23 protein-coding genes, 3 tRNA genes and 1 other RNA gene are annotated in these 23,502 nt (G+C 70.6%); 14 read left to right on the forward strand and 13 right to left on the reverse strand.

Features of this window, described 5'->3' with window-relative positions:
- Positions 1-45: 45 nt before the first annotated feature.
- The 3 genes from B7K21_RS06035 (at position 46) to B7K21_RS06045 (ending at position 1,710) form a co-directional block, all read left to right on the forward strand.
- Positions 46-486 carry a nucleoside deaminase gene (locus B7K21_RS06035; protein ID WP_084074284.1) on the forward strand — a complete coding sequence of 147 codons (441 nt, stop codon included), beginning with the start codon at positions 46-48 and terminating at the stop codon, positions 484-486.
- The gene (locus B7K21_RS06040; RefSeq protein ID WP_084074285.1) at positions 483-1,586 is read left to right on the forward strand and encodes an FUSC family protein; all 1,104 of its coding nucleotides are present in this window, start codon (positions 483-485) and stop codon (positions 1,584-1,586) included. Before B7K21_RS06035 ends, B7K21_RS06040 begins: the two co-directional genes overlap by 4 nt.
- 33 nt (positions 1,587-1,619) lie before the next feature.
- Positions 1,620-1,710, forward strand: a tRNA-Ser gene (locus B7K21_RS06045).
- A 90-nt stretch (positions 1,711-1,800) separates the two neighbouring features.
- Here B7K21_RS06045 and B7K21_RS06050 read toward each other — a convergent pair.
- The 3 genes from B7K21_RS06050 to B7K21_RS06060 form a co-directional block, all read right to left on the reverse strand.
- Positions 1,801-3,090 (reverse strand): alpha/beta fold hydrolase, encoded by a 1,290-nt coding sequence (locus B7K21_RS06050; protein WP_084074286.1) that lies wholly within the window; start codon positions 3,088-3,090, stop codon positions 1,801-1,803.
- Positions 3,091-3,159: 69 nt separating this feature from the next.
- A complete protein-coding gene (locus tag B7K21_RS06055; protein ID WP_159448427.1) occupies positions 3,160-3,861 on the reverse strand; it encodes a LytR C-terminal domain-containing protein in 702 nt (233 codons plus the stop codon).
- 47 nt (positions 3,862-3,908) lie between these two features.
- Positions 3,909-3,996: transfer RNA gene (locus B7K21_RS06060), tRNA-Ser, on the reverse strand.
- A 113-nt stretch (positions 3,997-4,109) separates the two neighbouring features.
- On the opposite strand from B7K21_RS06060, the gene ffs reads away from it, so the two are divergent.
- The 3 genes from ffs (at position 4,110) to recR (ending at position 7,055) form a co-directional block, all read left to right on the forward strand.
- Positions 4,110-4,206: signal recognition particle sRNA small type (gene ffs / locus B7K21_RS06065), an RNA gene on the forward strand.
- A 111-nt stretch (positions 4,207-4,317) separates the two neighbouring features.
- Entirely contained in the window at positions 4,318-6,378 is a 2,061-nt protein-coding gene (locus tag B7K21_RS06070; RefSeq protein ID WP_084074288.1) for a DNA polymerase III subunit gamma and tau, read from the forward strand.
- A gap of 80 nt (positions 6,379-6,458) precedes the next feature.
- Positions 6,459-7,055, forward strand: coding sequence for a recombination mediator RecR (recR, locus tag B7K21_RS06075; RefSeq protein ID WP_084074289.1), 597 nt, complete (start codon positions 6,459-6,461; stop codon positions 7,053-7,055).
- Positions 7,056-7,082: 27 nt separating this feature from the next.
- Here the strand turns inward: recR and B7K21_RS06080 are convergent, their stop codons facing one another.
- Together B7K21_RS06080 and B7K21_RS06085 are read right to left on the reverse strand one after the other, a co-directional pair.
- Positions 7,083-8,261, reverse strand: a complete 1,179-nt coding sequence (locus B7K21_RS06080) for an ABC transporter permease (protein ID WP_084074290.1) — start codon at positions 8,259-8,261, stop codon at positions 7,083-7,085.
- A gap of 5 nt (positions 8,262-8,266) precedes the next feature.
- Positions 8,267-9,214, reverse strand: coding sequence for an ABC transporter ATP-binding protein (locus tag B7K21_RS06085; RefSeq protein WP_084074291.1), 948 nt, complete (start codon positions 9,212-9,214; stop codon positions 8,267-8,269).
- Positions 9,215-9,438: 224 nt separating this feature from the next.
- On the opposite strand from B7K21_RS06085, the gene B7K21_RS06090 reads away from it, so the two are divergent.
- Positions 9,439-10,707, forward strand: a complete 1,269-nt coding sequence (locus tag B7K21_RS06090) for an aspartate kinase (RefSeq protein WP_084074292.1) — start codon at positions 9,439-9,441, stop codon at positions 10,705-10,707.
- Positions 10,704-11,741 carry an aspartate-semialdehyde dehydrogenase gene (locus tag B7K21_RS06095; protein ID WP_084074293.1) on the forward strand — a complete coding sequence of 346 codons (1,038 nt, stop codon included), beginning with the start codon at positions 10,704-10,706 and terminating at the stop codon, positions 11,739-11,741. The genes B7K21_RS06090 and B7K21_RS06095 overlap by 4 nt, the downstream gene beginning before the upstream one ends.
- Here the strand turns inward: B7K21_RS06095 and B7K21_RS06100 are convergent, their stop codons facing one another.
- The 4 genes from B7K21_RS06100 to B7K21_RS06115 all read right to left on the reverse strand — a co-directional run bounded on the left by B7K21_RS06100 (position 11,742) and on the right by B7K21_RS06115 (position 16,722).
- A complete protein-coding gene (locus B7K21_RS06100) occupies positions 11,742-12,950 on the reverse strand; it encodes an ROK family transcriptional regulator (protein ID WP_159448428.1) in 1,209 nt (402 codons plus the stop codon).
- 122 nt (positions 12,951-13,072) lie between these two features.
- Positions 13,073-13,146: transfer RNA gene (locus tag B7K21_RS06105), tRNA-Pro, on the reverse strand.
- A 52-nt stretch (positions 13,147-13,198) separates the two neighbouring features.
- Positions 13,199-14,071 (reverse strand): metallophosphoesterase, encoded by an 873-nt coding sequence (locus B7K21_RS06110; RefSeq protein WP_307155789.1) that lies wholly within the window; start codon positions 14,069-14,071, stop codon positions 13,199-13,201.
- A 41-nt stretch (positions 14,072-14,112) separates the two neighbouring features.
- A complete protein-coding gene (locus B7K21_RS06115; RefSeq protein WP_084074295.1) occupies positions 14,113-16,722 on the reverse strand; it encodes a penicillin-binding protein in 2,610 nt (869 codons plus the stop codon).
- Between the two features lie 74 nt (positions 16,723-16,796).
- Here B7K21_RS06115 and B7K21_RS12820 point away from each other — a divergent pair, with 74 nt between their 5' ends.
- On the forward strand, positions 16,797-16,955 hold the full coding sequence (locus B7K21_RS12820; RefSeq protein ID WP_234989196.1) for a DUF4177 domain-containing protein: 159 nt from the start codon (positions 16,797-16,799) through the stop codon (positions 16,953-16,955).
- On the forward strand, positions 16,952-17,422 hold the full coding sequence (locus tag B7K21_RS06120) for a RidA family protein (RefSeq protein WP_234989197.1): 471 nt from the start codon (positions 16,952-16,954) through the stop codon (positions 17,420-17,422). The genes B7K21_RS12820 and B7K21_RS06120 overlap by 4 nt, the downstream gene beginning before the upstream one ends.
- A 75-nt stretch (positions 17,423-17,497) precedes the next feature.
- On the opposite strand, the gene B7K21_RS06125 is transcribed toward B7K21_RS06120, so the two are convergent.
- Both B7K21_RS06125 and B7K21_RS06130 read right to left on the reverse strand, forming a co-directional pair.
- On the reverse strand, positions 17,498-18,211 hold the full coding sequence (locus B7K21_RS06125; RefSeq protein WP_084074297.1) for a Crp/Fnr family transcriptional regulator: 714 nt from the start codon (positions 18,209-18,211) through the stop codon (positions 17,498-17,500).
- The gene (locus tag B7K21_RS06130) at positions 18,204-18,611 is read right to left on the reverse strand and encodes a hypothetical protein (protein ID WP_084074298.1); all 408 of its coding nucleotides are present in this window, start codon (positions 18,609-18,611) and stop codon (positions 18,204-18,206) included. Before B7K21_RS06130 ends, B7K21_RS06125 begins: the two co-directional genes overlap by 8 nt.
- A gap of 129 nt (positions 18,612-18,740) precedes the next feature.
- On the opposite strand from B7K21_RS06130, the gene nth reads away from it, so the two are divergent.
- Positions 18,741-19,442 (forward strand): endonuclease III, encoded by a 702-nt coding sequence (gene nth, locus B7K21_RS06135; protein ID WP_084074299.1) that lies wholly within the window; start codon positions 18,741-18,743, stop codon positions 19,440-19,442.
- A gap of 75 nt (positions 19,443-19,517) precedes the next feature.
- Here the strand turns inward: nth and nhaA are convergent, their stop codons facing one another.
- Positions 19,518-20,843 carry a Na+/H+ antiporter NhaA gene (gene nhaA / locus B7K21_RS06140; protein ID WP_084074300.1) on the reverse strand — a complete coding sequence of 442 codons (1,326 nt, stop codon included), beginning with the start codon at positions 20,841-20,843 and terminating at the stop codon, positions 19,518-19,520.
- 125 nt (positions 20,844-20,968) lie between these two features.
- Positions 20,969-21,679, reverse strand: a complete 711-nt coding sequence (locus tag B7K21_RS06145; RefSeq protein ID WP_084074301.1) for a response regulator transcription factor — start codon at positions 21,677-21,679, stop codon at positions 20,969-20,971.
- Positions 21,680-21,736: 57 nt separating this feature from the next.
- Here B7K21_RS06145 and B7K21_RS06150 point away from each other — a divergent pair, with 57 nt between their 5' ends.
- From B7K21_RS06150 to B7K21_RS06160, 3 genes are all read left to right on the forward strand, one after another.
- Entirely contained in the window at positions 21,737-22,471 is a 735-nt protein-coding gene (locus tag B7K21_RS06150) for a hypothetical protein (protein WP_084074302.1), read from the forward strand.
- 14 nt (positions 22,472-22,485) lie between these two features.
- A complete protein-coding gene (locus B7K21_RS06155) occupies positions 22,486-22,920 on the forward strand; it encodes a thioredoxin family protein (RefSeq protein WP_084074303.1) in 435 nt (144 codons plus the stop codon).
- Positions 22,921-22,992: 72 nt separating this feature from the next.
- Entirely contained in the window at positions 22,993-23,430 is a 438-nt protein-coding gene (locus B7K21_RS06160; RefSeq protein WP_084074304.1) for a DUF4395 domain-containing protein, read from the forward strand.
- Positions 23,431-23,502: the final 72 nt, after the last annotated feature.

The following is a 23,502-nucleotide window of genomic DNA, read 5'->3' on the forward strand; positions in this document are numbered from 1 at the left end:
GTGATTGCCGTGACCCACCTGCATGAGGCCGCCTGGGGCGCGGCCATGGACGAGGCGCTCACGCTCGCCCGGGAGGCCGGCGACGCGGGCGAGGTGCCCGTCGGAGCGGTCGTGCTCGACGCGTCGGGCGCGATCGTGGGGCGGGGACGCAACCGACGAGAGGTGGACCGCGACCCCTCCGCGCACGCCGAGGTGGTGGCGATCCGCGAGGCCGCCACGGCGTCGGGCACGTGGCGGCTGGATGGGTGCACGCTCGTGGTCACGCTCGAACCGTGCCTGATGTGTGCCGGCGCGATCCTGCAGGCGCGAGTGCCCCGCGTAGTGCTCGGCGCGTGGGACGAGCGGGCAGGAGCCACCGGCTCGCAGTGGGACGTCCTGCGCGACGCGCGCGGCTCCGCGCCGGTGGAGGTGATCGCGGGAGTGCGGGCGCCCGAGTGCGCACAGGTGCTGAGGGACTTCTTCGAGCCGCGACGGGGGCCCGCGTGACCGAGGAGCCACGCCGTCGCGACATCTGGGCCGGCGGCATGCGCAGGGCCGTGCTCAGCCTCGGCACCATCTCCCCGCCGAAGGAACCGCGCTGGCCCATCGCTCTCCAGGCGACCGTCGTCATCATGGTGCCGCTCCTGATCGGCGCCGCGACCGACCACGTCGAGTACGGACTGCTTGCCTGCGTCGGCGCCTTCACTGTGCCGTACTTCGCCGCGCTGCCGCGCCTCGAGCGCCTCCGCCTGCGCCCGCTCGCAGGACTCGTGCTGGTCGCCTCCTCGGCCCTCGGCGCCACCCTCGGCCCCTACCCCGCCCTCACCGGCATCGGCCTGGTCGCAGTCGCGGTGGCCGTGGGAGCCGCGGTCCACGCGTACCGCCTCGGGCCTCCGGGGCCGCTGTTCCCCGTGATCGTCTACGGCATGTCCGCGCATGCGACCGCAGGCGGAGAGCGGTGGGGCACGATCGTCGGCTGGGTCGCCGTCGGATGCCTCTGGGCCGTGGTCGCCAGCGTCGCCCCGCTCGTGAGGCGCGTGCACTGGACCGTCGAGCCGCGCTCGCTCAAGGAGATCCTCGCGCGTCCCGAGTGGGATCGGGGCGCCAAGGAGCTGTTCGCCCGCACCGCGATCGTGGCCGTGCTCGGTACCGCGATCAGCATGCTGTACACCGACCCCGAGCGTGCGTACTGGACCGTCGCCGCAGGCGTCGTCGTGGTCGGCATCGTCCCGGGCCGAGGCATCGCGGTGAACCGAGGCCTGCACCGCACCGTCGGCACCGTCGCTGGCGTCGGGGTCTACCTGCTGCTCGGCAATCTCGCCATGGGACCGTGGATGCTCGCGCTCACGCTCGGAACCCTGCAGTTCATCACCGAGCTCGCGATCACGCGGCACTACGCGCTCACCACCGCCGCCGTCACACCGCTCGCGCTCATCATCGTCACCTCCGCGACCGGCGACTTCGGCACCGCCGCAGTGGTCGGCGAGCGCGTACTGGACACCGTGGTGGGCGCTGGCCTCGCCGTGCTCACGGCGCTGATCCACGCGCCCGGCCCCTCCGGTCCGCCACGGCTCAACCTCCCGCCCATCGCACGTGACGCCGATTAGGTCGCAGGGTGAACAACGGGTATTCTCTTCGGCGGTGACGTGTCCGAGCGGCCGAAGGTGCAGCACTCGAAATGCTGTGTACGGTAACCCCGTACCGTGGGTTCAAATCCCACCGTCACCGCCATCGGAAGCCCCGGCATCGCGCAAGCGAGCCGGGGCCTTCTGCGTTCTCACGCTCCCGGCCGCGCGGCGGGGCGGCCCGCCGGGCGGTACGTCACACAGCCAGGAAGTCGTCGATCGCGCCCAAGAACTCGGGCCACGCGGACTCCTCGGCCCCGATGAGGTGGCTCGCGCTGTCGACCATCACCAGGGTGCTGTCGGGGATCAACGAGGCCAGCTCGCTGGCCTGTGACGCGGGCACGCGCACGTCGTCCCTCGAGTGCAGGATCAGCGTGGGGCAGCGGACCTCGCTCGCCAGCGCCGCGACGTCGATCCTCGCGAACTCCTCGAGGAAGCGCACGGCGTTGGTGGGCGAGGTCGTCTTGCGCTGATAGTCGGTGAACTCTGCCCACTCCTGGTGCGTGCCGTTCGGCAGGAACTGTGACGCGAACACACGCATGAAGCTCGCCTCTTCGCGAGCCCATCCCACGCGGGCGAGGTCCAGGTCAAGAGCGGCTTCGGCGCGTTCCTCGTCGGTCGCGGCGCGCACCATCCGCCCGCGTGAGTAGGCCCCCGCCAGCACCAGCTTGGTCACGCGCTCGGGATGCTTGACGGCGTAGGCGAGCGCGACGGCCCCGCCCTGGGACACGCCGAGAAGCGGGAATGTGTCCAACCCCGACGCGTCCACGACCGTCTCGAGGTCGCGCACCCAGTCGTCGAAGGTGAAGTCGCCCACCTCCCAGTCCGACATCCCGCAGCCGCGCTCGTCATAGCGCACGAGCGTGCGGTCGCGCGCGAGCCCGTGCAGCCAGTGCGACCAGACGGGGCTCGCCCATTCGAGGTCGAGGTGGGACATCCAGTTCGCCGCCTTGAGCAGGACGGGCCCTTCGCCCACGGTCGCGTAGGCGATGCGCACACCGTCGGCGGCGCGGCAGAAGCGGATCGCCTGACGTGCGGGAGCCGCGACCATCGTCGGAAGCTCCTGCTCACCGGCGCCGTCCCCCGAGGCCTCGTCGCCCGCTGCGCCCGCCGCCGCGTCGGTCGCGTCGCCGTGCCCAGGCGAACCGGCGTCGGCCTCGACCGCGGGGGCGTCGAGGCCCGTCGCCACCGTCGGGGCGATCCACTGGTAGCCGCGCCCGTGCGCCGTGCGAATGATCTCCTGGCGACTGCCCGTGTCACCGACCGCGCGCCGTGCCGCGCGCAGCGCCGTCGTGAGAGCAGCCTCGCTCACGAATCGGGTGCCCCACACGGCGTCGAGCAGCTCTTCCTTCGATACGACGCGGTCACGATGCTCAATGAGGTGCCGCAGCAGGTCGAATACTCGGGGCTCCACGTGCACGGGCGCGCCGTCGCGCCGCACGCGGTAGCCCGCCGTGTCCACCTCGAAGTCACCGAAACGGTACATTCCACCCCCCGAGTGCCGAGGATAGCCCGGCAGCAGCGCTGTGACGAGAGGCTCGCTGACACGTGTGCGTCAGTCGCCGGCCGGCTCCTCTGCGGGCGCGTCGGACGCCTCGGGCTCTTCGCTCGCGAGCGGGTTCTCCGGGAGTACGCGCGGCGCCGGCTCAGCATTGATCTGCGTGTACGGCAGGCACGGCGCGGAGGCCGACAGCGGGATCGAGGGGTCCAGCTCCTCGGACGTGATGCTCCTGAGGCTCGTCTCGAGGTCGTAGTCGGCGCCCGCGACAAGGTCGACGGTGATGCCGTCACGGCTGTCGAGCACCAACTCGGCATCCGTGAACTGGCGCGCGAGCGTGTACGCCTGTGCGATGCCGTCAGAGCCGAACATGATGCGCACCACGCCGCCGTAGCTGCGCGACCAGTTAGCCGCTCCCACGGTGGTGAAGCCGCGCCCGGAGAGATCCTCCTGGATGGACCCCGCGAGGCCAGAGGTGTCCGTGCCGTTGAGCACGCGGACCACGACCTCGCCCGTCGGCAGCGGAGTCGCGTTCGCGGGCGGGCACACCAGCGTGATGTCGGACTCGAATGCGGCGATGGGGGTGGTGAAGCCAGCGGCCCAGGGCCATTCCTCTTCGCCGCGATAGATCTTCGTGGCGCTGAGGGCGACGAACGCGAGCGCGATCAGGAGGACGCCGAACAGCAGGAACTGGCGCTCACGGCGACGCCGACGCACCACGTCGCGTCGCGTGCGCACACGCCTGCTCGGTTCGGTCACGGGCACCACTCTCGACATCGGACTGGTCGCCACCGAGGTGGCTGAACTGGCGGAGGATAGGGGATTCGAACCCCTGAGGGCTTGCACCCAACACGCTTTCCAAGCGTGCGCCATAGGCCACTAGGCGAATCCTCCAGGCCCGGCAATGGTACCCGAGGTCCGGCGATGCGCGAAAACGGCATCGCGCGTGCCCGGGACGCCCCCGCGTCGGGCTTGGGCCGGGAGGCCGACCACGTTAGGATTGATGACCAGACCCCCCACGTGGTGCTATCCCGCCCAACTCCCCCAGGTCAGGAATGAAGCAAGGGTAAGCGGGCCCTGGCAGGTGCGTGGGGGGTCCTCTCATGCCCGGCGCGGGCGGCGCCCGGTCGTCCCCAGGCCCGACGCCAGGGCCGGGCTTCCACGCCCGACGCTCGGGCGGGGCTCGCGTCAGGGGCGGCGGCTAGGCTCGTACCCGTGAGCACCGCCCTGTACCGCCGCTACCGCCCCGATGCCTTCGCCGACGTCGTGGGGCAGGAGCACGTGACCGTGCCGCTGATGCAGGCGCTGCGTGCGGACAAGGTCAATCACGCCTACCTCTTCTCTGGGCCTCGCGGATGCGGCAAGACCACGTCGGCGCGCATCCTCGCGCGGTGCCTGAACTGCGCCGAGGGCCCCACCGACACGCCCTGCGGCGCGTGCGACTCGTGCCGCGAGCTCGCGCGCGGCGGGGCGGGATCGGTGGACGTCGTCGAGATCGACGCGGCCAGCCACAACGGCGTCGACGACGCGCGCGAGCTGCGCGAGCGCGCGGCATTCGCCCCCGCCCGCGACCGCTACAAGATCTTCATCCTGGACGAGGCGCACATGGTGACGCCCCAGGGCTTCAACGCGCTGCTCAAGCTCGTCGAGGAGCCGCCACCCCACGTGCGCTTCATCTTCGCCACCACCGAGCCCGACAAGGTGATCGGCACCATCCGTTCGCGCACGCACCACTACCCGTTCAGGCTCGTCCCGCCGCCGGTGCTCGTGGACTACCTCGGCTCTCTGTGCGAGGCGGAGGGCGTCTCCATCGACGGCGGCGTGCTGCCGCTCGTCGTCCGCGCAGGCGGCGGGTCCGTACGTGACTCCCTCTCGGTCCTGGACCAGCTGATGGCGGGCTCCGGCGAGGGCGGCGTCACCTACGAGCGCGCGATCTCGCTCCTCGGCTTCACGGACGCCACACTGCTCGACGACACCATCGGCGCGCTCGCCGCCGCGGACGGTGCGAGCCTGTTCGACGTGGTGTCGCGCGTCATCTCCACAGGGCACGAGCCCCGCCGCTTCGTCGAGGACCTGCTCGAGAGGCTGCGCGACCTCGTAGTCCTCGCCGCCTCGGGCGAGGCGGGGACCAAGGCCCTCGGCGAGATCCCCACGGACCAGCTTGAGACGATGCAGGACCAGGCGCGCAAGCTGGGACTCGTCCGCGCTTCCCGCGCGGGCGACCTGGTCAACGACGCCCTCACCGCGATGGTCGGAGCGACATCGCCCCGACTGCATCTCGAGCTCCTGTGCGCGCGCCTCCTCGCCGCCGACGCCGCACCCACGGCCACCGCGCCGTCGCATGCGGGAGGCTCGCAGCCCTCGGGCGCGCACGCCCCGGCCGCCCGGCCCACGCCCTCGGAGCCCGGCCCGTCCCAGCCTGCATCCTCCGGCGCCTCGGGCGTCGAGGCGGCGATGGCGGCTGCTCGTGCGGGTCGACCGGGCGCCGACACCACGTCGACGAGCCAGAAGCCGGCGAGCAGTGAGCCGGCGAGCAAGCCACAGTCCGCTCCCGCACGCCCACCACAGCCCGCGCCGTGGGACGACCCCGACGACGACGTGCCACCCGGGCCCGAGCCTGCACAGTCCGAGCCGGAGCCGCCCACCGCATCGATCCCGCAGGTGCGCACCGCGGCACCGTCCGCGCCCACAGAGCCTCCATCGCCGGCTCCTGAACCGACTCCGGCATCGACCGAACGTGAGGAGCCTGCCGCGGCGCAGTCGGCTCCCGAGCCCTCCTCATCCGGCCCTGACGCACCGGCATCGAATGCCCCTGCGGAGGCGGGCGGCGCGGAGGACTCCGAGCTGGTCAGGCGCAGATGGCCCGAGGTGCTGGGCACCCTTGAGCGCAAGCGCGTGACGTGGGCCATGGTGAGCCAGAGCGCGCAGGTGGCCCGCCTCGAGGGCGGCGTGCTCACGCTCGCCTTCGACGCGCCCGCGCTCGCGTCTCGGTTCAGCACCGGGCCGCATGCCGAGAACGTCGCTCTCGCGGTGCGCGAGGCGCTGGGACTCAAGGTGAGGGTAGAGGCAGCCGCCGGCCCGGTCGCCGCGTCGGCCCCCCGTCCGGCCGCGACCGCGAGCGCTCCCTCCACTGCGCCGTCGGCTGGCGTGTCCTCGGGTCCAGCGCCCGCGGACGACTACGAGGACATCTCGGACGACGATGCCGCCGACGACACGTCCACCGCCGGGGTCGACGTCGTCACGCGCCTGCTCGGCGGCAGGGTCGTCGAGGACTGACGGGGCTCACGCGCACACCTGCCCGCGCGTCGGCGCCGTGAGCGCGAGAGCTGTCGGCCGCTCCGCCTACGCTTAGCCCCATGTACGACGGCGCAGTTCAGGATCTGATCGACGAGCTCGGGCACCTCCCCGGAGTGGGGCCCAAGAGCGCGCAACGCATCGCGTTCCACCTGCTGGCCGCAGACGCCGCCGACGTGCAGCGGCTCGCCGACGCGATCACCACGGTCAAGGAGCGTGTGCGCTTCTGCAAGACCTGCGGCAACGTCGCCGAGTCCGAGCAGTGCCGCATCTGCGCCGACCCGCGCCGTGCCGAAGACCTCCTGTGCGTGGTCGAGGAGCCCAAGGACGTGGTCGTCATCGAGCGCACCCGTGAGTATCGCGGCCGCTACCACGTGCTCGGCGGGGCGATCGACCCGATGAACGGCGTCGGCCCCGACGACCTGCGCATCCGCGAGCTGCTCGGCCGGCTCGGCGACGGGAAGATCGAGGAGGTCATCATCGCGACCGACCCGAACATCGAGGGCGAGGCGACCGCGACCTACCTCCAGCGCATGCTCGCCCCGATGGGCGTGACCGTCTCGCGGCTCGCGTCGGGCCTGCCCGTGGGAGGAGACCTCGAGTACGCCGACGAGGTCACCCTCGGCCGCGCCTTCGAGGGCCGCCGCCGCGTCAGCTGATCCGCCCCTGACGCGGCGACTCCTGCGTCAGGCGACCCTGGTGCCCGCCGGCAACGTCCCGTACGGCACGGCGACGCGGCGCGCCGCCAGGTAGACGGCACCGCCCGCGAGGAGCGCGTGCGCGCCGAGCGCCCACGGCCACGTCGGGGGCAGAGCGTCGCGCTGCTCGCGCCTGTAGAGCTCCTCGTCCGAGAGCTCGGGACGGCAGTAGTCCTCGTAGACGGCGGGCGGCAGGCGCAGCTCGCGCACGCCCATCTTGATGCCGTCGAGGATGCCGTCGGCGTAGTAGTAGCTGTCGTCGTCCGGAGGCTCAGGCGTGGGTGCCGAGTCCGCGACGATGACATAGGGGTTCACCGCAAGCAGCCACCACAGGCGGTCCGTACGGTACGTCGTCGAGGTCCAGGTGTCCTCCTGGCACCGGAAGCGCTCGCCGCTCTCGTCGATGTACGGGTACCGCTCCTCATCGATGTTGCTGATCCCGTACGGGTAGTCCCGGTAGACGTGCGTGACCTGGTGGTCGGACGGCATGGTCAGCATGAGCAGCACGAAGAGGATCGGCAGGATCACCACGAGCGCAGCCACCGTCACGTACGTGAGCACTGCGGACGCAGACGTGCGGGCGGCGAGCGCCGACCATCCGAGCCCGAGCGCGCATACCAGCAGCAGTTCGAACGCGAGCACGAGGACGACCGTGAGCATCGCTCCCGGATGCGCCTCGGAGTCGAGGAACGCGAACCCCATGAACGGCACCGCGACCACGAGGATCGCGAGCGACGCGAGCCACGACGCGAGAAGCTTGCCGAGCACGATGTCCCACGCGGACAGCGTGGTCGCCTGCAGCGGCGCGAGCGTGCCCTCCTTGACGTCGCCGTTGATCGCCGTCGCCGACAGCGTCGGCGAGATGACGAGCCCCACGAAGAGCACGAAGTACACCACGAGGCCGAACACGAGGTCGCCTGGCGAGTACGCGTCGTCGGGCGTCGCGATCACGATCAGGCCGGTGACCACGGCGATCAGCGCCGCCACGGACACGAGAGCCCAACGCCAGCGCGTCGAGCGCACGCGCTGGCGCAGCTCAAGTCCGGCGATGAGTCCGATGCCGCGGACGGTCGGGCGGCCGAGCGCGCCCCGGGTGCGCCGTCGGGCGCCTCCCTGTGCGGGTGCGGCCTGAGGGGACTCGGGAGCGGTCTGGACTGCGTCGCTCATGCCGCTCACCTCCTGTCCTGGTCGAGGGAGAGATAGGCCTGCTCGAGTGCGGAGCCGACCGGCCCGAAGGCGCTGATGCGCACTCCCTTGCGCACGAGCTTGCCCAGGAGCGCAGCCGCGTCCTCGGCATCCGCGACCTGCACCACAGCGGTCGAGGAGTCGGCCCCCTCGACGGGCGACCAGTCGCGCGTCGCCGAGGACAGCGCCTCATGGACGTCCTGACCCGGCAGTGCGACCACCCGCCACCGTGCCTTCGCGCGGGCCACCTCGGCCTGCGCGCTCTCGCCCAGCGTCACGCCGCGAGCCATGAAGACCGCCTCGTCGACCATCTCGTCGAGCTCGCTGAGCACGTGCGAGGAGATGAGCACGGCCTTGCCCTCGGAGGCGAGCGAGCGCACGAGGTCGCGCAGCTCGATGCGCGAGCGCGGGTCCAGGCCCGACGCGGGCTCGTCCAGAATCAGCACGTCGGGGTCGTGGACGAGCGCGCGAGCGAGCGAAAGGCGCTGCTTCTGGCCACGGCTGAGGACGCGCGCGGGCTGCGCCGCGTACTCCGCGAGGTGCACGCGCTGCAGCAGCGAGTACGCGGTCTGGGAGGCCTCGGCAGCCGAGGCCCCATAGGCGCGCCCGAAGGTAACTAGGGTCTCGGTGCACGTAAGCGAGTCCCAGGTGCCCAGCACGTCGGGCATCCATCCGATGCGGGCGCGCGCGCTGGCGCCGTCCTGCATCGGGTCGAGGCCTCCTATGGTCACCTCGCCGCCGTCGGGCCGCAGCAGGCCCGCGAGCATGAGCATCAGGGTGGTCTTGCCGCAGCCGTTGGGCCCGATCAAGGCCGTCACCGTGCCGCGCTCGAGCGTGAGCGAGGCGTCCACCACGGCCTGCACCGCGCCGAACGCGCGCCTCAGCCTGGTCGCCTCGAGCGCCGTGGGCGCCTCCACCTCAGCGGTCGTCGTCATCGTCGTTCCCCCTTCCGATGCTCACTGTACGGTCGGCGAGACCGATGCGGCGCCCGACACCCGCATCGGGCTTGCGCGAGGGCGGATGCCAGGCACGTGCGGTCGACGAGCGCACGCACCAGGGTGGGGACGAACGGCCGTGGCAGAGGGGCGGATGCCTCCGTCTAGAATGAGGTGCCGCGCCGTGTACCGAGGCGCGAGCACAACCATCCAAGGAGTGAGACGTGGCGCTCGTCGTGCAGAAGTACGGGGGATCCTCCGTCGCGGACGCCGATGCCATCAAGCGCGTCGCCCGCCGGATCGTCGACACCCGCAACGCAGGCAACGACGTCGTCGTCACGGTCTCCGCCATGGGCGACACCACCGACGAGCTCATCGACCTCTCGAATGCCGTCTCCGGCGCCGAGCACCCCCGCGAGATGGACATCCTGCTCACCGCTGGCGAACGCATCTCCATGTCACTGCTCGCGATGGCCGTGCGCGACCTCGGGGTGGGCGCACAGAGCTTCACCGGCCCCCAGGCGGGCGTGCTCACCAGCGGCGCGTACGGGCGCGCACGCATCATCGACGTCACTCCGGGACGCCTGCGCTCCGCGCTCGACGCCGGCGACGTCGCGATCGTCGCAGGCTTCCAGGGGCTGAACCAGGACACGCAGGACATCCAGACGCTGGGACGCGGAGGCTCCGACACCACCGCCGTCGCGCTCGCCGCCGCCCTCGAGGCGGATGTGTGCGAGATCTACACCGACGTGGACGGCGTGTTCTCCGCGGACCCGCGCATCGTGCCCAGCGCTCGCAAGCTCGAGAGCATCACGTACGAGGAGATGCTCGACATGGCCGCGTCCGGCGCGAAGGTGCTCATGCCCCGCTGCGTCGAGTACGCGCGCCGATTCTCGGTCCCGATCCACGTGCGCTCGTCCTTCTCGGGACTCACGGGCACCATGGTGGTAGAGGAAACGCAAGGAGACGACATGGAAGACCCGATCATCGCAGGCGTCGCGAGCGACCGCTCGGAGGCGAAGATCACGGTCATCGGCGTGCCCGACGTGCCGGGTTCCGCCGCGAGGCTCTTCGAGGCCGTCGCGACCGCCGACGTCAACATCGACATGATCGTCCAGAACGTGTCCGCGACCCACACCGGTGTCACGGACATCTCGTTCACTCTGCCCACCGCGCAGGTCGCGGCCGCCAAGAGCGCCCTCGAGGCCGACGCGGAGCAGATCGGCTTCACCGAGCTCGTGGTCGACGACACCATCGGCAAGATCTCTCTCATCGGCGCCGGCATGCGCGCCTCATCGGGCGTCTCGGCGAAGTTCTTCGCCGCGCTGCGCGACGCGGGCATCAACATCGAGATGATCTCGACCTCGGACATCCGCATCTCGGTCGTGACCCGCTCCGAGCTTCTCGACGGCGCCGTCCGCGCCGTGCACACCGCATTCGGCCTCGACTCCACCCAGGGCGAGGCCGTCGTCTACGGAGGTACCGGACGATGAGCCTCACCCTTGCAGTCGTAGGCGCCACCGGCCAGGTGGGCGCCGTCATGCGCGAGCTCGTCGCGCAGCGCTTCCCCGACGCCACCGTGCGCTTCTTCGCGTCGGCCCGCTCGGCCGGGCGCACGCTGCCGCACCTCGACGGCGAGATCGTCGTCGAGGACGTCGCCTCGGGCGACTACGACGGCATCGACATCGCGCTGTTCTCCGCTGGCGGCGCCGCATCCAAGGAGTACGCGCCGCGCTTCGCGGCCGCGGGCGCGATCGTGATCGACAACTCCTCGGCCTGGCGCAAGGACCCCGAGGTTCCCCTCGTCGTCTCCGAGGTGAACCCCGACGCCCTCGACGAGATCCCCAAGGGCATCGTCGCCAATCCCAACTGCACCACCATGGCCGCGATGCCTGTGCTCAAGCCGCTGCACGAGGCCGCCGGCCTCGAGCGCCTCGTGGTGTCGAGCTACCAGGCGGTCTCGGGCTCGGGCCTCGCCGGCGTCGAGGAGCTGCACAGCCAGGCCGCCGCAGTGGTCGACGGCGCCAAGGCTCTCGCACACGACGGCTCCGCCGTCGAGTTCCCCGAGCCCGTGAAGTACGTGGCCCCGATCGCGTTCAACGTGCTGCCGATGGCAGGGTCGGTCGTCGAGGACGGCTCGAACGAGACCGACGAGGAGCAGAAGCTGCGGAACGAGTCCAGGAAGATCCTGGACCTTCCCGAGCTGCGCGTGAGCGGCACCTGCGTGCGCGTCCCCGTCTTCACGGGGCACTCGCTGTCGATCAACGCCGAGTTCTCGCGCGACATCACTCCCGACGAGGCGTACGCAGTGCTGCTCGGCGCTCCAGGCGTCAAGGTCGAGGAGGTGCCGACGCCGCTCGCCGCCGCCGGCTCCGACGTCTCGCTCGTGGGCCGCATCCGTCAGGACGGCGCCGCCGAGGGCAAGCGTGGTCTCGCGCTGTTCGTCGCAGGCGACAACCTCCGCAAGGGTGCCGCGCTCAACGCGGTGCAGCTCGCGGAGCTCGTCGCCGCGCGCCTGTCCCGCTGATCAGGCGCTGAGCCCCGGGGCGAGGGCCGCGGGGTCGTCGAGCAGAGGACCGAAGGCGAGTTCAGCTGCGCCGAGCGGCATCATGTGCTCGCGCAGGCGATTGCGCTCGAACGTGACCCGCTCGGCGAGCTGGGGCATCGCGGCCTCCGCCACCGCGTGCGTCAGCGCCTCGGCGCGCGCGGTCAGGATCGCCCCCAGCAGGCCTCCCAGCACGATCCGTTCAGGGGCGAGGGTGGTCACCAGCATCGCCAGCGCTGGCGCGAGCCGCTCCACCTGACGATCCAGCTCAGCATGAACCGCGCCGCCAGCGGGAGCGGCTGCGAAGAGGGCGTCAAGGCCGTTCAGATCGACGCTGCGGTCGCCCGCCGCCTCGCGCAGGCGGGCAAGCGACACCACCGTCTCGAGGCACCCGACGAGGCCGCAGCGGCAGCGAGGTCCCATCGGAGCGACCTGGACGTGGCCGAACTCCCCAGCGAAGCTGCGGGAGCCCCTCACGACGCGCCCGTCGAGCACCAGGCCCGCTCCGATCCCGGAGGCCGAGCCGTTCACGTACACGAGGTTCGCGACGCCCTGCCCGGCTCCGAAGAGCGACTCCGCGAGCGCGCCCACGTTCGCGTCGTTCGCGGTCGTGACAGGAAGCGAGAGCGCATCGGACAGCATCGCGGCGAGCGGGACGTCCTCCCATCCCAAGTTGCGCGCCACCACCACGCGCTCCAACTCTTCGTCCACGAGTCCCGGCATCGCGACCGCAGCGCCCACCACGCGCCGGCCCACGAGCTCGGGCGCGCCCGCGACGAGCTCACGGACGACCTCGACCGTCCCCACGGGACCCAGCGGGGAATCCACCGGGCGCTTGACCAGGCCGTGGACCACGCCGCCGAGTCCGACGACGCCGACGCGCACCGCGTCCGACTCGGGATTGATCGCCAGGGCGACCACGCTCTCGTCCGCGCGCAGCACCGGGCTCGGCCGCCCCACCCGAGAGCGATCCGGCGGCGCCGCCTCTTCGTGGATCAGCCTCAGCTCCAGCAGTTCGGAGACGAGCGCGCCCATGGTCGATCGGTTCAGTCCCATGACGCGAGTGAGGTCGGAGCGCGGCGTGGCGCCGTGCCGGTGCAGGTACCGCATCACGGTCGCGAGATTGCGCCGACGCGACTGCTCCGGCCTCGTGCCCGCGTGGCCGTGCCACACGTCCACCGCACCGGTCATCGCGCCTCCCCCAGGGTTCGCAGCCCCGCCCAGCATAGGGTCACCGACGGCCCCGGGAGACGACGAAGGCCCCTCCGAACAGAGGGGCCTTCGTGCTCGCGCCTTGCGGCTCACGCGAAAAGTCGGGGTGACAGGATTTGAACCTGCGACCTCCTCGTCCCGAACGAGGCGCGCTACCAAGCTGCGCCACACCCCGCGATTTGAGCCTGCTCAGAATAGCCGACGCAGGGCCCAGTCGCGAAATCCGTTCACACGGCGGCGGTCAGCGTGAGCAGCGTCGCTTCGGGTCGGCACGCGAAGCGGAACGGCGCGTACGGCGAGGTGCCCAGGCCAGCTGACACGTGGAGCCACATCGAGTCGCCTCCCTCGTCCGGCCGGCGCCCCGGCCAACCGGAGAGTCCTTTGACGCGGCGCGTGTCCAGGTCGCAGTTGGTGACGAGCGCGCCGTAGCCCGGCACGCACACCTGCCCACCGTGCGTGTGGCCTGCGAGCACCACGGAGGCGCCGTCGGCACGCATCCTCTCGAGGACGCTCAGGTACGGGGCATGCGTCACACCCAGGCGCACCACGGCATCTGCGGCGATCGGCGCGCCCGCAGGGAACTCGTCCCGGCCCAGATGCGCATCGTCGGTACCGACGAGGTCGAACGTGAGCCCGCCGGCCGTCATGGTGCCGCGCGAGTTGTTGAGATCCACCCAGCCGGAGCCGGTGAGGATCGAACGGAGCAGCTCGTGCGGCAGTTCGCGTCGCGAGGAGCGATGCCGCGAGGGCCCCCCGAAGTACTGGAGCGGACTGGCGGGGCGCGGCTCGAAGTAGTCGTTCGAGCCGAACACGAACGCGCCGGGGCGATCCAGCAGCGGCGCGAGCGCCTCGACCGCGACGGGGACGGCCTCGACGTGCGCGAGGTTGTCGCCCGTGTTCACCACCGCGTCGGGCGCGAGCGCGGCGAGGTCCTTGACCCACGCGACGCGGTCCCGACGCGAGGGCGTCAGGTGCAGATCGGACAGGTGGAGGACAGTGACATCCGGCGAGCCGGCGGGCAGCGCGGGGACGTCAGCACGGCGAAGGACGTACCTTCCCGCCTCGACGACGCCCCAGGCCAGTCCGGCCGCCCCCAGCACGACCGCGGAGCCTGCGATGGCCCCGACGGTCCTCAGGGCGCTCAGCCCCCGCCTCCGGGGCCACCGCCGCCACCGACACCACCGCCGCCTCCTCCGTCACCGGGGTCGGTGGACGGATCAGGATCCGGCTCCTCCTCGGCAGGCGGCCAGTTGTTCGGCGGATTCGTCTCGAACTCGGCCGGGGGCCAGGTGGCTCCCCACCAGTCCTCGGGCGCGACGTTCGGGTCCCAGCCAGCGGGCCAGTTCGTGTACCAATGCGGCAGCTGGTTGGTCGCGAGGTAGTACGTCACCGCGCTGCCCGGGGTCGCCTTGTCGCCTGCGGACGGGTACTGCGCGGCGACAGTGCCGGGCGCGTAGGCGTCCGAGTAGATCACGGACGCGGTCGAGCGGAATCCGGCATCGGTCAGCTCGCGCTTCGCCTCGGCCTCGGTGAGGCCGACGATCGACGGCACCTCGCGAGGCACGCCGTTGAGGATGTTCGACGACGCGGTGGTGGCCATCGGCAGGTTCGGCTGGCCCTCCAGAGCGCGGTTCATGAAGCGCTGCCAGGTGGGACCCGAGATGGTGCCGCCATAGACGTAGCGGTAGTACTGACCGTTGAGCGTGATGCGCTGACCGGGAGTGTCCTTGTTCGGGTTGCCGAGCCACACCGCAGTCGTGAGCTGCGGCGTGTAGCCGGTGAACCACAGGTGCGCGTTGTTCTGCGACGTACCGGTCTTGCCTGCGGCCATGCGTCCACCGGCGAGCTTCAGATCCTCGCCCGTGCCGTATTCGATCACCTTCGTCATGGCGTACTGGACGCCCGTCGCGAGCTCCTCGCTGATGACCTGGTTGCAGTTCTGGCCAGGGAGGATGATCTCGTCACCGTTCGAGTCGACGGGGACATTGCCGTCGGCGTCGGTGATCGACAGGATCGCGTAGGGCTCGCAGCGCGCGCCGTTGTTGGCGAACGTCTGCATGACCGAGGCCATCGTCAGGGGCGAGGCATTCTGCGTACCCAGCGAGATCGACGGCACGATCTCGATCTCCTTGCCGTCCGCGCGGTGGAAGCCGAGAGTCTCCGCCATCGTCTTGATGTCGCACAGGTCGAGCTGGTTCGCCATCGCCACGTACGCGGTGTTGATCGAGTTCGCGGTGGCGTTGAGCACCGTCATCGCGCTTCCGCCCGAGCCGAGCACGTTCGTCGGCTTCCACGGCTTGCCCGAGTAGGGGTTGCTGCCGAGGCAGCTCGCCGTCCAGTCGCTCGGGTCGTACTCGCGGATGCCACCGCTCACGATCTGGTTGAGCGATCTGCCTGAGTTGAGCCACGTGCTGAGGATCACCGGCTTGAACGTCGAACCCGGGGAGAATCCGCGGGATCCTCCGTAGTCGCGGTCCGTCGAGTAGTTGATGGACGTGGAGTTCGGGGCCTCGTTCGCGGGGTCGAACTCGCGCGTCTGGCTCATCGCGAGGATCTGCCCTGTGGAACTCTCGAGCGACACGAGCGCCATCGCCCAGCCTGACGGGTCGTCCATCGGCAGAGACCTCACGAGCTCCTCGTTGGCGATCTGCTGCTTGGTGACGTCGAGCGTCGTGATGATGTCGAGGCCACCGGAGTACAGCAGGTCGAAGCCCTCGCCCTTGAACGCCTCGTCCTGGCGGATCACCTTGGTGACGTAGTCGCAGAAGAATGGCGCGAGGTCAGAGGCGCGGCACGAGAACTTCGGGTAAGAGACGTTGAGGGTCTCCTCGACGGTGAGCGCCTTGTACTCGTTGAGCTCGGCCTGCGTGATCATGCCCTGGTCGTGCATCACTCCCAGCACGATGTCGCGACGGATCTTCGCGTTCTCGGGGTAGCGGACCGGATCCCACTTGGAGGGGTTCTGCGTGATGCCCGCGATGGTCGCCGCCTCGAGCGCGTTGATCTCGGAAGCGGGCTTGGAGAAGTAGTACTGCGCGGCCGCCTCGACGCCGTACGTGTTGAGGCCGAACTGCGCGATGTTGAGGTACTGCTCGAGCACCTGCTCCTTGCCGCAGTCCACCTCGGGCGCATCGGTGCACTGCGTGCCGTAGACGGAATTGACCTGCTCCTCGTACGCCAGCGCGAGGCGCCACTCACGAATCTTGCGCTCGACCGTCGCCTCGGTCGCGGCCTCGATCGCGTCGGTGTCTTCGGCCTCAATGGCCTTCTGGAGCAGGGTGTTCTTCACCAGCTGCTGCGTGAGGGTCGAGCCGCCCGCGGTGTCGTCGCCCGCGACGTACGTGATGTAGACGGCGCGCAGGATGCCCTCGCCGTCTACGCCGTTGTGCTCCCAGAAGCGCTTGTCCTCGACCGCGACCACGGCCTTCTGGAGCCACGGCGAGATCTCCTCGAGCGGCACCACCACGCGGTTCTGCGAGTAGAAGGTCGCGATGAGGTTCTCCCCGGTGCGGTCCCAGATGCGTGACTGCTGGGGCAGCGTGACGTCCTCGAGCTCGCCAGGGAGCTCCTCGAACAGGTCCGAGGTTCCCTCGGCGGCGTTGCCCGCGACGGTGACAGCGGGCAGCGCGAGGCCCGCGAGAAGCACGCCGCCGATCACGGACAGCACGACGAAAGCGACGATCGCGCCCAGCAGCTGGACGACCGTCACACGGCCGTCGCGGCGCGCGCGTTCGGAGACGAAGAGACCCATGCACCTACCTTACGTTGCCCACACAACGCTCCAGAATCTCTGTGCGTTGCACAGCGGGGCTAGGCTCGGTTGTCATGACCGCCTGGGAATACGCGACCGTACCGCTGATCGACCACGTAACCAAGCAGATCCTCGACCAGTGGGGCGAGGACGGCTGGGAGCTCGTGCAGGTCGTGACCGGCCCCACGGGGGGCCTCGTGGCCTACATGAAGCGATCCAAGGGCGAGGCGTGAGCGCGTCGCAGCGCCTCGCGTCGCTCGGGCTGAGCCTGCCTGAGGTCGCGATCCCCGTCGGTACCTATGTGCCCGCGCTCCGCCACGGCGACCTCGTCTACACGTCTGGGCAGCTGCCGTTCGTCGACGGCACGCTGCTCGCGACCGGCCACGTGGGCCAGCGCTCGGGTGATGTCACCCCCGAGCGGGCCATGGAGTGCGCGCGCGCCGCGGCGCTGAACGCGCTGGCGGCCGCCGCGCAGGCAGCCGGCGGTCTCGACTCGATCGAGCGCGTGGTGAAGGTGACGGGATTCGTCGCGAGCGCACCCGAGTTCACGCAGCAGCCCGCGGTCCTCAATGGGGCGTCCGCGCTCATGGTGGACGTGTTCGGCGAGTCGGGTCGTCACGCGCGCTCGGCGGTGGGCGTCGCAGCGCTTCCCCTGGGCGCGCCCGTCGAGGTGGAGATCGTCGTCGCGGTGCGCATCTGACGCCTGCTTCCCGGCTCCACCGGCCAGCCCGACGCTATGGCCGGGTCGGTGCGTGACTCGCCCCGACGCGGGGCCTCAGCGGGAGCGGGCGCGCAGGCGCTCGGGCTCGTAGACCTCGACGGCGCCGATGTGCACGTCGATCCAGCCGCGCGAGGCGAAGTCCGCGAGCGCCTTGTTGACGGTCTCACGCGAGGCGCCGACCAGCTGCGCAAGCTCCTCCTGTGTGAGTCCGTGGCGCACGGTGACGTGTCCGCGCTCCATGCGGCCGAAGCGGTGGCCCAGGTCAAGGATCGCCTTGGCCACGCGACCAGGGACGTCGGAGAAGACCAGATCGGCCATGCTGTTCGAGGTGCGCCTGATGCGCTGCGCGAGCGCGCGCAGCAGGTGGCGCGACATGTCCAGGTGCTCGTCGAGCCACGCGTCGAGAGTCGCCTTGGGCAGCTCGTACACGATCGAGTCCTCGACCGCGTGGGCGCGAGAGAGGCGAGGTCCCGGGTCGAAGACGGAGAGCTCGCCCACCATGTCGCCCACGCCAAGCAGCGCGAGCAGGTTCTCGCGGCCGTCGCGCGCGGTGCGGGCGAGCTTGATCTTGCCCTTGACGATGACCCACATGGCCTCGCCATCGTCGCCCTCGTTGAAGATCGTCTCGCCCTTGGACAGCTCGCGGCGCAACATCTGCGAGATGAGGGAGCGAGCATTGGTGGCGTCCATGCCGCCGAACAGCGGCGACGTGCGCAGCAACTGCTCCTCGCGCAGCACCGAGGCGGGCGTCTGGGCCACGTCAGGCATAGCGACGCTCCGCGACGTCCTGTCGGTGGGCCTCGCCCATCACCTTCACCATCTGTGCGGTCACCGTCTCCAGGTTCTCGGCGACGCGAGCCTCGTAGGTGTCGAGACGCGCATCGAGCATGTCCAGCCCCTCGATGCTACCGGGCGTCACGCGAGTCCTCTCGGGCCACACGGCCGCCTCGAGCTCCCGGGACGTCGGAGCGTCGGCCGCGAGCGCCTCCCAGGCGGCCTCGAGACCGAGGCCCTCCCCACCGTCGGGCCGGGCAAGGGCGGCCACTGTGAGTTCCCGCCGCGCGGCGACGAGTCGCCTCCACCAGCGCACGCGCGCGAGCTCGCGACGCATGTCGCGCCGGCGCTGCCTGAGGTCAGCGATCCGGTCAGCAGACGCCTTCGCGCTCACGTCACTCCCTGAGGTCTCAACCGGCGGCCCGCCGACGGGCCCCTTCGAAGGTGTCTATCGGTTCGGTGCCCACGGTTCTTGAGGCCGGAGGGGTGAGGTCTCGCCCGGGCCATCGCCTAGGGTGCTGGCATGGCCTCCCGCACCCCCCTCACGGTCGCCACGGCGACGCAGGAAGCGCCTCCGATCGCACTGGTGCGGCGTGCGCGCACGGTCAACCGCGCGCTGGCTGCGGTGTATCCAGATGCGCACTGCGAGCTCGACTACGGCACGCCATTCCAGCTGCTCGCCGCGACCGTGCTCTCGGCGCAGTGCACTGACGTGCGCGTGAATCAGGTGACGCCGGCGCTGTTCGCTCGGTTCCCCGACGCGGGGGCGATGGCGGGCGCGGATCGGGACGAGCTCGAGGGGCTCATCAAGCCCACGGGCTTCTACCGCGCGAAGGCGGAGTCTTTGCTGGGACTCAGCCGAGACATCGTGGAACGCTACGACGGCGAGGTGCCGGGGCACCTGAAAGACCTGGTCACGCTGCGTGGCGTGGGCCGGAAGACCGCGAACGTGGTGCTGGGCAATGCGTTCGATGTGCCGGGGATCACCGTCGACACGCATATGGGGCGCCTCGCGCGACGGCTCGGACTCACGGTGAACGCGGATCCGGTGCTGGTCGAGCGCGACCTCATGGCGCTGATCGAGCGGCGCGAGTGGACCCTGTGGTCGCACCGCGTGATCTTCCACGGGCGGCGCCGCTGCACGGCGCGCAAGCCCGACTGCGGCTCGTGCGAAATCGCCGCTCTGTGCCCCACTGCGCCCGGCGCGAAGGTGCGCGCCGACTGACGGGTCGCACCCGCTGGGCGCGGCCACGGCGTCGGGCATGCCCGACGCGGTGACGAGCCAGGCGCGACGCGCGCCTCAGCGCTCCTCGTGCCGGTGGTTCTCATCCACCTGGCCGCCGATCTCCTCGGCGAGCGCGTGGGCATCCCCCATGCGGTCATGCCCGACCACCGGGTGGGAGCGCTGCTCGTACAGGCGTCGATAGAAGCGGTCGCGCCAGGCGAGCAGCGCGGCGCCGAGGACTGCCGCGAGGAGGGATGCGAAGAGCACCGCCATCTTGACCTCGGCCACGCGCTCGTCGTCGAAGGCGAGTTCACCGACCAGGAGCGACACCGTGAACCCGATGCCAGCGAGCATCGCCATGCCGAGCACGTCGAGCCAGTTGAGGCCTCGGTCGAGCGAAGCCTTGGTGAACGTCGCCACGAGGAACGTGAACAGCACGATGCCGAGCGGCTTGCCGACCACGAGACCGAGCGTGACGCCCTGCGCGACCGGGTCGGACACTGCGGTGGAGATCGCCTCTCCCGAGATCGCGATGCCCGCCGCGAACAGCGCGAACACCGGCACGGCGAAGCCAGCAGACACGGGACGCCACTGGTGCTCCCAGTGCTCCGCGAGCGCATGCTTCTCGCCCTTGCGCTTGACGGCGGGGACCATGAGGCCCAGCGCGACGCCGGCGATGGTGGCGTGGATGCCAGACGCATGCATGAAGGCCCATGCCGCGAGCGCGAGCGGCACCAGGAGGAACGGACTCGTGATCCGCTTGGCAGCGAGGAAGCCGAATGCCACGATGCAGACGATGGCGGCCGCGAGCCACTGGAAATGGATCTCGTCAGTGAAGAACACGGCGATGATGATGATCGCCAGCAGGTCGTCCACGACGGCCAGCGTGAGCAGGAAGGCCCGGAGCGCGTTCGGCAGCCAGCGCCCCACGACGGACAGCACCGCGATCGCGAACGCGATGTCGGTCGCGGTCGGGACGGCCCAGCCGTCCATCGAGCCGCCGTCCTGCAGGTTCACGAGCACGTACAGCAGTGCGGGCATCACCATGCCGCCCACGGCTGCGACGATCGGCACGATCGCGGTCGCCGGCCTGCGCAGCTCGCCCGCGACGATCTCACGCTTGAGCTCGAGCCCGACCACGAAGAAGAAGATCGCGAGCAGCCCGTCCTTCGCCCAGTCGCCGATCGTGAGGTCGAGGTGCAGCGAGTGCGGGCCGATCGTGAACTCGCGGATGAACTCGTACGACTCCGCCCACGGGGAGTTCGCCCACACCAGCGCCACCACGGTGCCGATCAGCAGCAGGATGCCGCCCGCGCGCTCGGTCCTGAGCACGTCGGCGAGCGTCCGCTCGGTCGACGGGGTCAGACGCGAGAAAAGTCTGCGCGGAGCGCGCTGTGCCATGGGTTCTCCTCGGTGGGGCGGCCGTCAGGAACGACTTCAGACTACCGACGGCGCTGAACAGGTGTCGTCCTGCTCGGGAACGATTGCCCGACGCCGCCGATTCCGCATGCTCGGTACAACGGCTGCTACGCCGATGCGGGTTCGGCCGGCGTCACGGGCTTCGGGGCGGGCGGGTCGAAGCGATAGCCGACGTTGCGCACCGTCCCGATCAGCTGCTCGTGCTCGGCGCCGAGCTTCGCACGCAGTCGGCGCACGTGGACATCGACGGTGCGGGTGCCGCCGTAGTAGTCGAACCCCCACACCTCCTGGAGCAGCTGGTCGCGCGTATACACACGGCCCGGGTGCTGCATGAGGTACTTGAGCAGTTCGAACTCCTTGTATGTGAGGTCCAGCGGGACGCCCTTGAGCCGGGCCGTGTAGCCGCCCACGTCCACCGTGAGCTCACCGGACGAGAACTCGGCTGCCTTCTCGAGCGGGTCCTCGGAGTTCGCGCGGCCCATCAGCAGGCGGATCCGCGCCTCGACCTCGGCGGGAGACGCATCTGCCAGGACCACGTCGTCCGCACCCCACTCGCTGGTGACGATCGACATGCCGCCGTCGCGCAGCACCAGCAGCAAGGGAACGTTCACACCGGTGACCTGCACGAGCCTGCAGTTGTTGCGCGCCTCGGCGAGGTCGTTGCGGGCGTCCACGACGAGCACGTCGGCATCCATCGCATCGAGCATGGCGGAAGGTTCGGGAGCCACGACGCGAGTACGGTGGCTGAGAAGGGAGAGTGCAGGCAGGACCGCGCCGGCCCCGTCCTCAGACGGAGTGAGGACCAGCAGATCTGCCATCGCCACCTCCCTGACTGGCTTTACTGTAGCGGCGCGGCGCATGACAGACTAACCGCCATGGCTCCGAGCACGCGCGCGTCGATCACGGCTGCCGCGGCGACGTTCGTGGCGGGAGCGGCCTTCCTCGGCACCCGGTACCTGGCTCTCGCCGTGTTCGTGCTCACGGTCGCCCTCGCGCTCGGCTGGTCACGCCTCACCCACATGGGCCGGCCCTTCGTCACTGCGGGAGTGATCGTGAGCGGCTCCGCGCTCGCGCTGGTGGCGGTGCTCCTAGGCGGACAGGAGCCGTACCTGCGCTACATGACGATCGCGCTCGGCGCCGTGGTCGTGGCATCGCTCGTGGTCGAGGTCTTCGTGCCCGCGCAACCCGGCCATGTGGTCAACGCCGTCGCCTCGACGTCGGCCGGCGGGGCCATCGCCGTGGCCGCCTCCGCGTGGGTCGCAGCCGACCGCACCCCCGGCTCCGCCTACCTCGTGGTGGTCGGTGCGATCACCCTCGCGATCGCCGCCGTGTTCTCCGCGCTCACGAGCCGCGCGGGCGTCAACTCGTTCCTGACCTTCCTCTTCGGCATCGGCGCGGGCGCCGGACTCGGCTTCGTGTTCCCCCAGATGGGCTGGTACGGCGGCATGCTCGTCGGTGCGATGGCGGCCGCATCTGTGGTGCTGATCCACGAGTTGTACCGGCGCGAGCCGCGCCCGCGCAGCGCGTGGGCGGGAATAGCGTCGGGCATCGTGCCCGTTCTCTTCGCCGGCGTCCTCGTCTACCTCGCTGGCCGCCTCCTCGTCGGCTGACCCAGGAGTCCCCCATGCTCGTCCGCGCGCTCATCGTGCTCGCCGTGCTCGGCCTCGCCGCGCTCGGGTGGTGGTGGTGGTCGCGCCGCGAGGGCCAGGTGCGCCACGTCGAGATCCCGGGCGCCCTCACCCCCGACGTGCTGGGCGCCCCTCGCGGCTACCGCGCGACCTACGTGCAGTTCTCCACGCCCATGTGCGCGAAGTGCCCCGGCACCCGCGCCCTGCTGCAGCGCGTCGCCGCCGAGTACGAAGGCGTCACCCACGTGGACATCGACGCGTCAGAGCGGCTCGACCTCGCCCGAGAGCTCGACATCATGCGCACCCCCACCACTCTCGTGCTCGACACGAACGGGGTCGTGGTCGCGCGCATCAACGGCGCCCCCACCGAGGCGCAGGCGCGCGAGGCCATCGACGCGACGCCGTCCCCCGGCACCGAGTACGCGATCTGACGTTCGCGTCGGACTTGTGTCGCCGCACCTCTACACTCGTCCCCACACCTCTCACCCCCCCCCGGAGAAGACATGGCCACCGACATCCAGATCGACCCGCGCGGCCCGCGCTTCGGCGCCGCCTGGACGCTGCTACTCGCCGTCCTCGCGATGGTGATCGGCACCAACAGCGTCGGGCTCGTCCTCGCGTTCGCGCTCGCGGCGCTGTTCCTGCCCGGGGCGATCGTGGGTCCGCAGGCCACCGTCCAGTCGGCCGTATTCAAGAAGTGGGTGCGCCCGCGTCTCGCCCCGCCCGCCGAGACCGAAAGCTTTCGCCCGCCGCGCTTCGCGCAGCAGGTGGGCCTGTTCTTCGCGACGCTCGCGATCGTGTTCCTCGCGCTGAACCTCGCGGTGGGCTTCTACATCGCGATCGGCTTCATCCTGGTCGCGTCGTTCCTCAACGCGGTGTTCGACTTCTGCCTCGGCTGCGAGGTCTATCTGCTCGTCACCCGGGCCACGCGTCGCGCCTGAACCAGGCATCGTGGCGCACGCACGAGCCGTTGCCTAGGATGGTCGCATGACAGCGCTGGAGCTCACCTTCAC

The organism is Demequina sp. NBRC 110052, assembly GCF_002090075.1.
GTDB lineage: Bacteria > Actinomycetota > Actinomycetes > Actinomycetales > Demequinaceae > Demequina.

Bases quoted from the DNA above. Each gene is read 5' to 3' on its own strand.
- B7K21_RS06080 (WP_084074290.1), bottom strand. From the start codon at position 8,261: ATGAGCGACGCAGTCCAGACCGCTCCCGAGTCCCCTCAGGCCGCACCC.
- B7K21_RS06160 (WP_084074304.1), top strand. From the start codon at position 22,993: ATGGCCACCGACATCCAGATCGACCCGCGCGGCCCGCGCTTCGGCGCC.
- nhaA (WP_084074300.1), bottom strand. From the start codon at position 20,843: ATGGCACAGCGCGCTCCGCGCAGACTTTTCTCGCGTCTGACCCCGTCG.
- B7K21_RS06115 (WP_084074295.1), bottom strand. From the start codon at position 16,722: ATGGGTCTCTTCGTCTCCGAACGCGCGCGCCGCGACGGCCGTGTGACG.
- B7K21_RS06095 (WP_084074293.1), top strand. From the start codon at position 10,704: ATGAGCCTCACCCTTGCAGTCGTAGGCGCCACCGGCCAGGTGGGCGCC.
- B7K21_RS06035 (WP_084074284.1), top strand. From the start codon at position 46: ATGGACGAGGCGCTCACGCTCGCCCGGGAGGCCGGCGACGCGGGCGAG.
- B7K21_RS06145 (WP_084074301.1), bottom strand. From the start codon at position 21,679: ATGGCAGATCTGCTGGTCCTCACTCCGTCTGAGGACGGGGCCGGCGCG.
- B7K21_RS06100 (WP_159448428.1), bottom strand. From the start codon at position 12,950: ATGACCGGTGCGGTGGACGTGTGGCACGGCCACGCGGGCACGAGGCCG.
- B7K21_RS06125 (WP_084074297.1), bottom strand. From the start codon at position 18,211: ATGCCTGACGTGGCCCAGACGCCCGCCTCGGTGCTGCGCGAGGAGCAG.
- B7K21_RS06155 (WP_084074303.1), top strand. From the start codon at position 22,486: ATGCTCGTCCGCGCGCTCATCGTGCTCGCCGTGCTCGGCCTCGCCGCG.
- B7K21_RS06050 (WP_084074286.1), bottom strand. From the start codon at position 3,090: ATGTACCGTTTCGGTGACTTCGAGGTGGACACGGCGGGCTACCGCGTG.
- B7K21_RS06085 (WP_084074291.1), bottom strand. From the start codon at position 9,214: ATGACGACGACCGCTGAGGTGGAGGCGCCCACGGCGCTCGAGGCGACC.
- B7K21_RS12820 (WP_234989196.1), top strand. From the start codon at position 16,797: ATGACCGCCTGGGAATACGCGACCGTACCGCTGATCGACCACGTAACC.
- B7K21_RS06150 (WP_084074302.1), top strand. From the start codon at position 21,737: ATGGCTCCGAGCACGCGCGCGTCGATCACGGCTGCCGCGGCGACGTTC.
- recR (WP_084074289.1), top strand. From the start codon at position 6,459: ATGTACGACGGCGCAGTTCAGGATCTGATCGACGAGCTCGGGCACCTC.
- nth (WP_084074299.1), top strand. From the start codon at position 18,741: ATGGCCTCCCGCACCCCCCTCACGGTCGCCACGGCGACGCAGGAAGCG.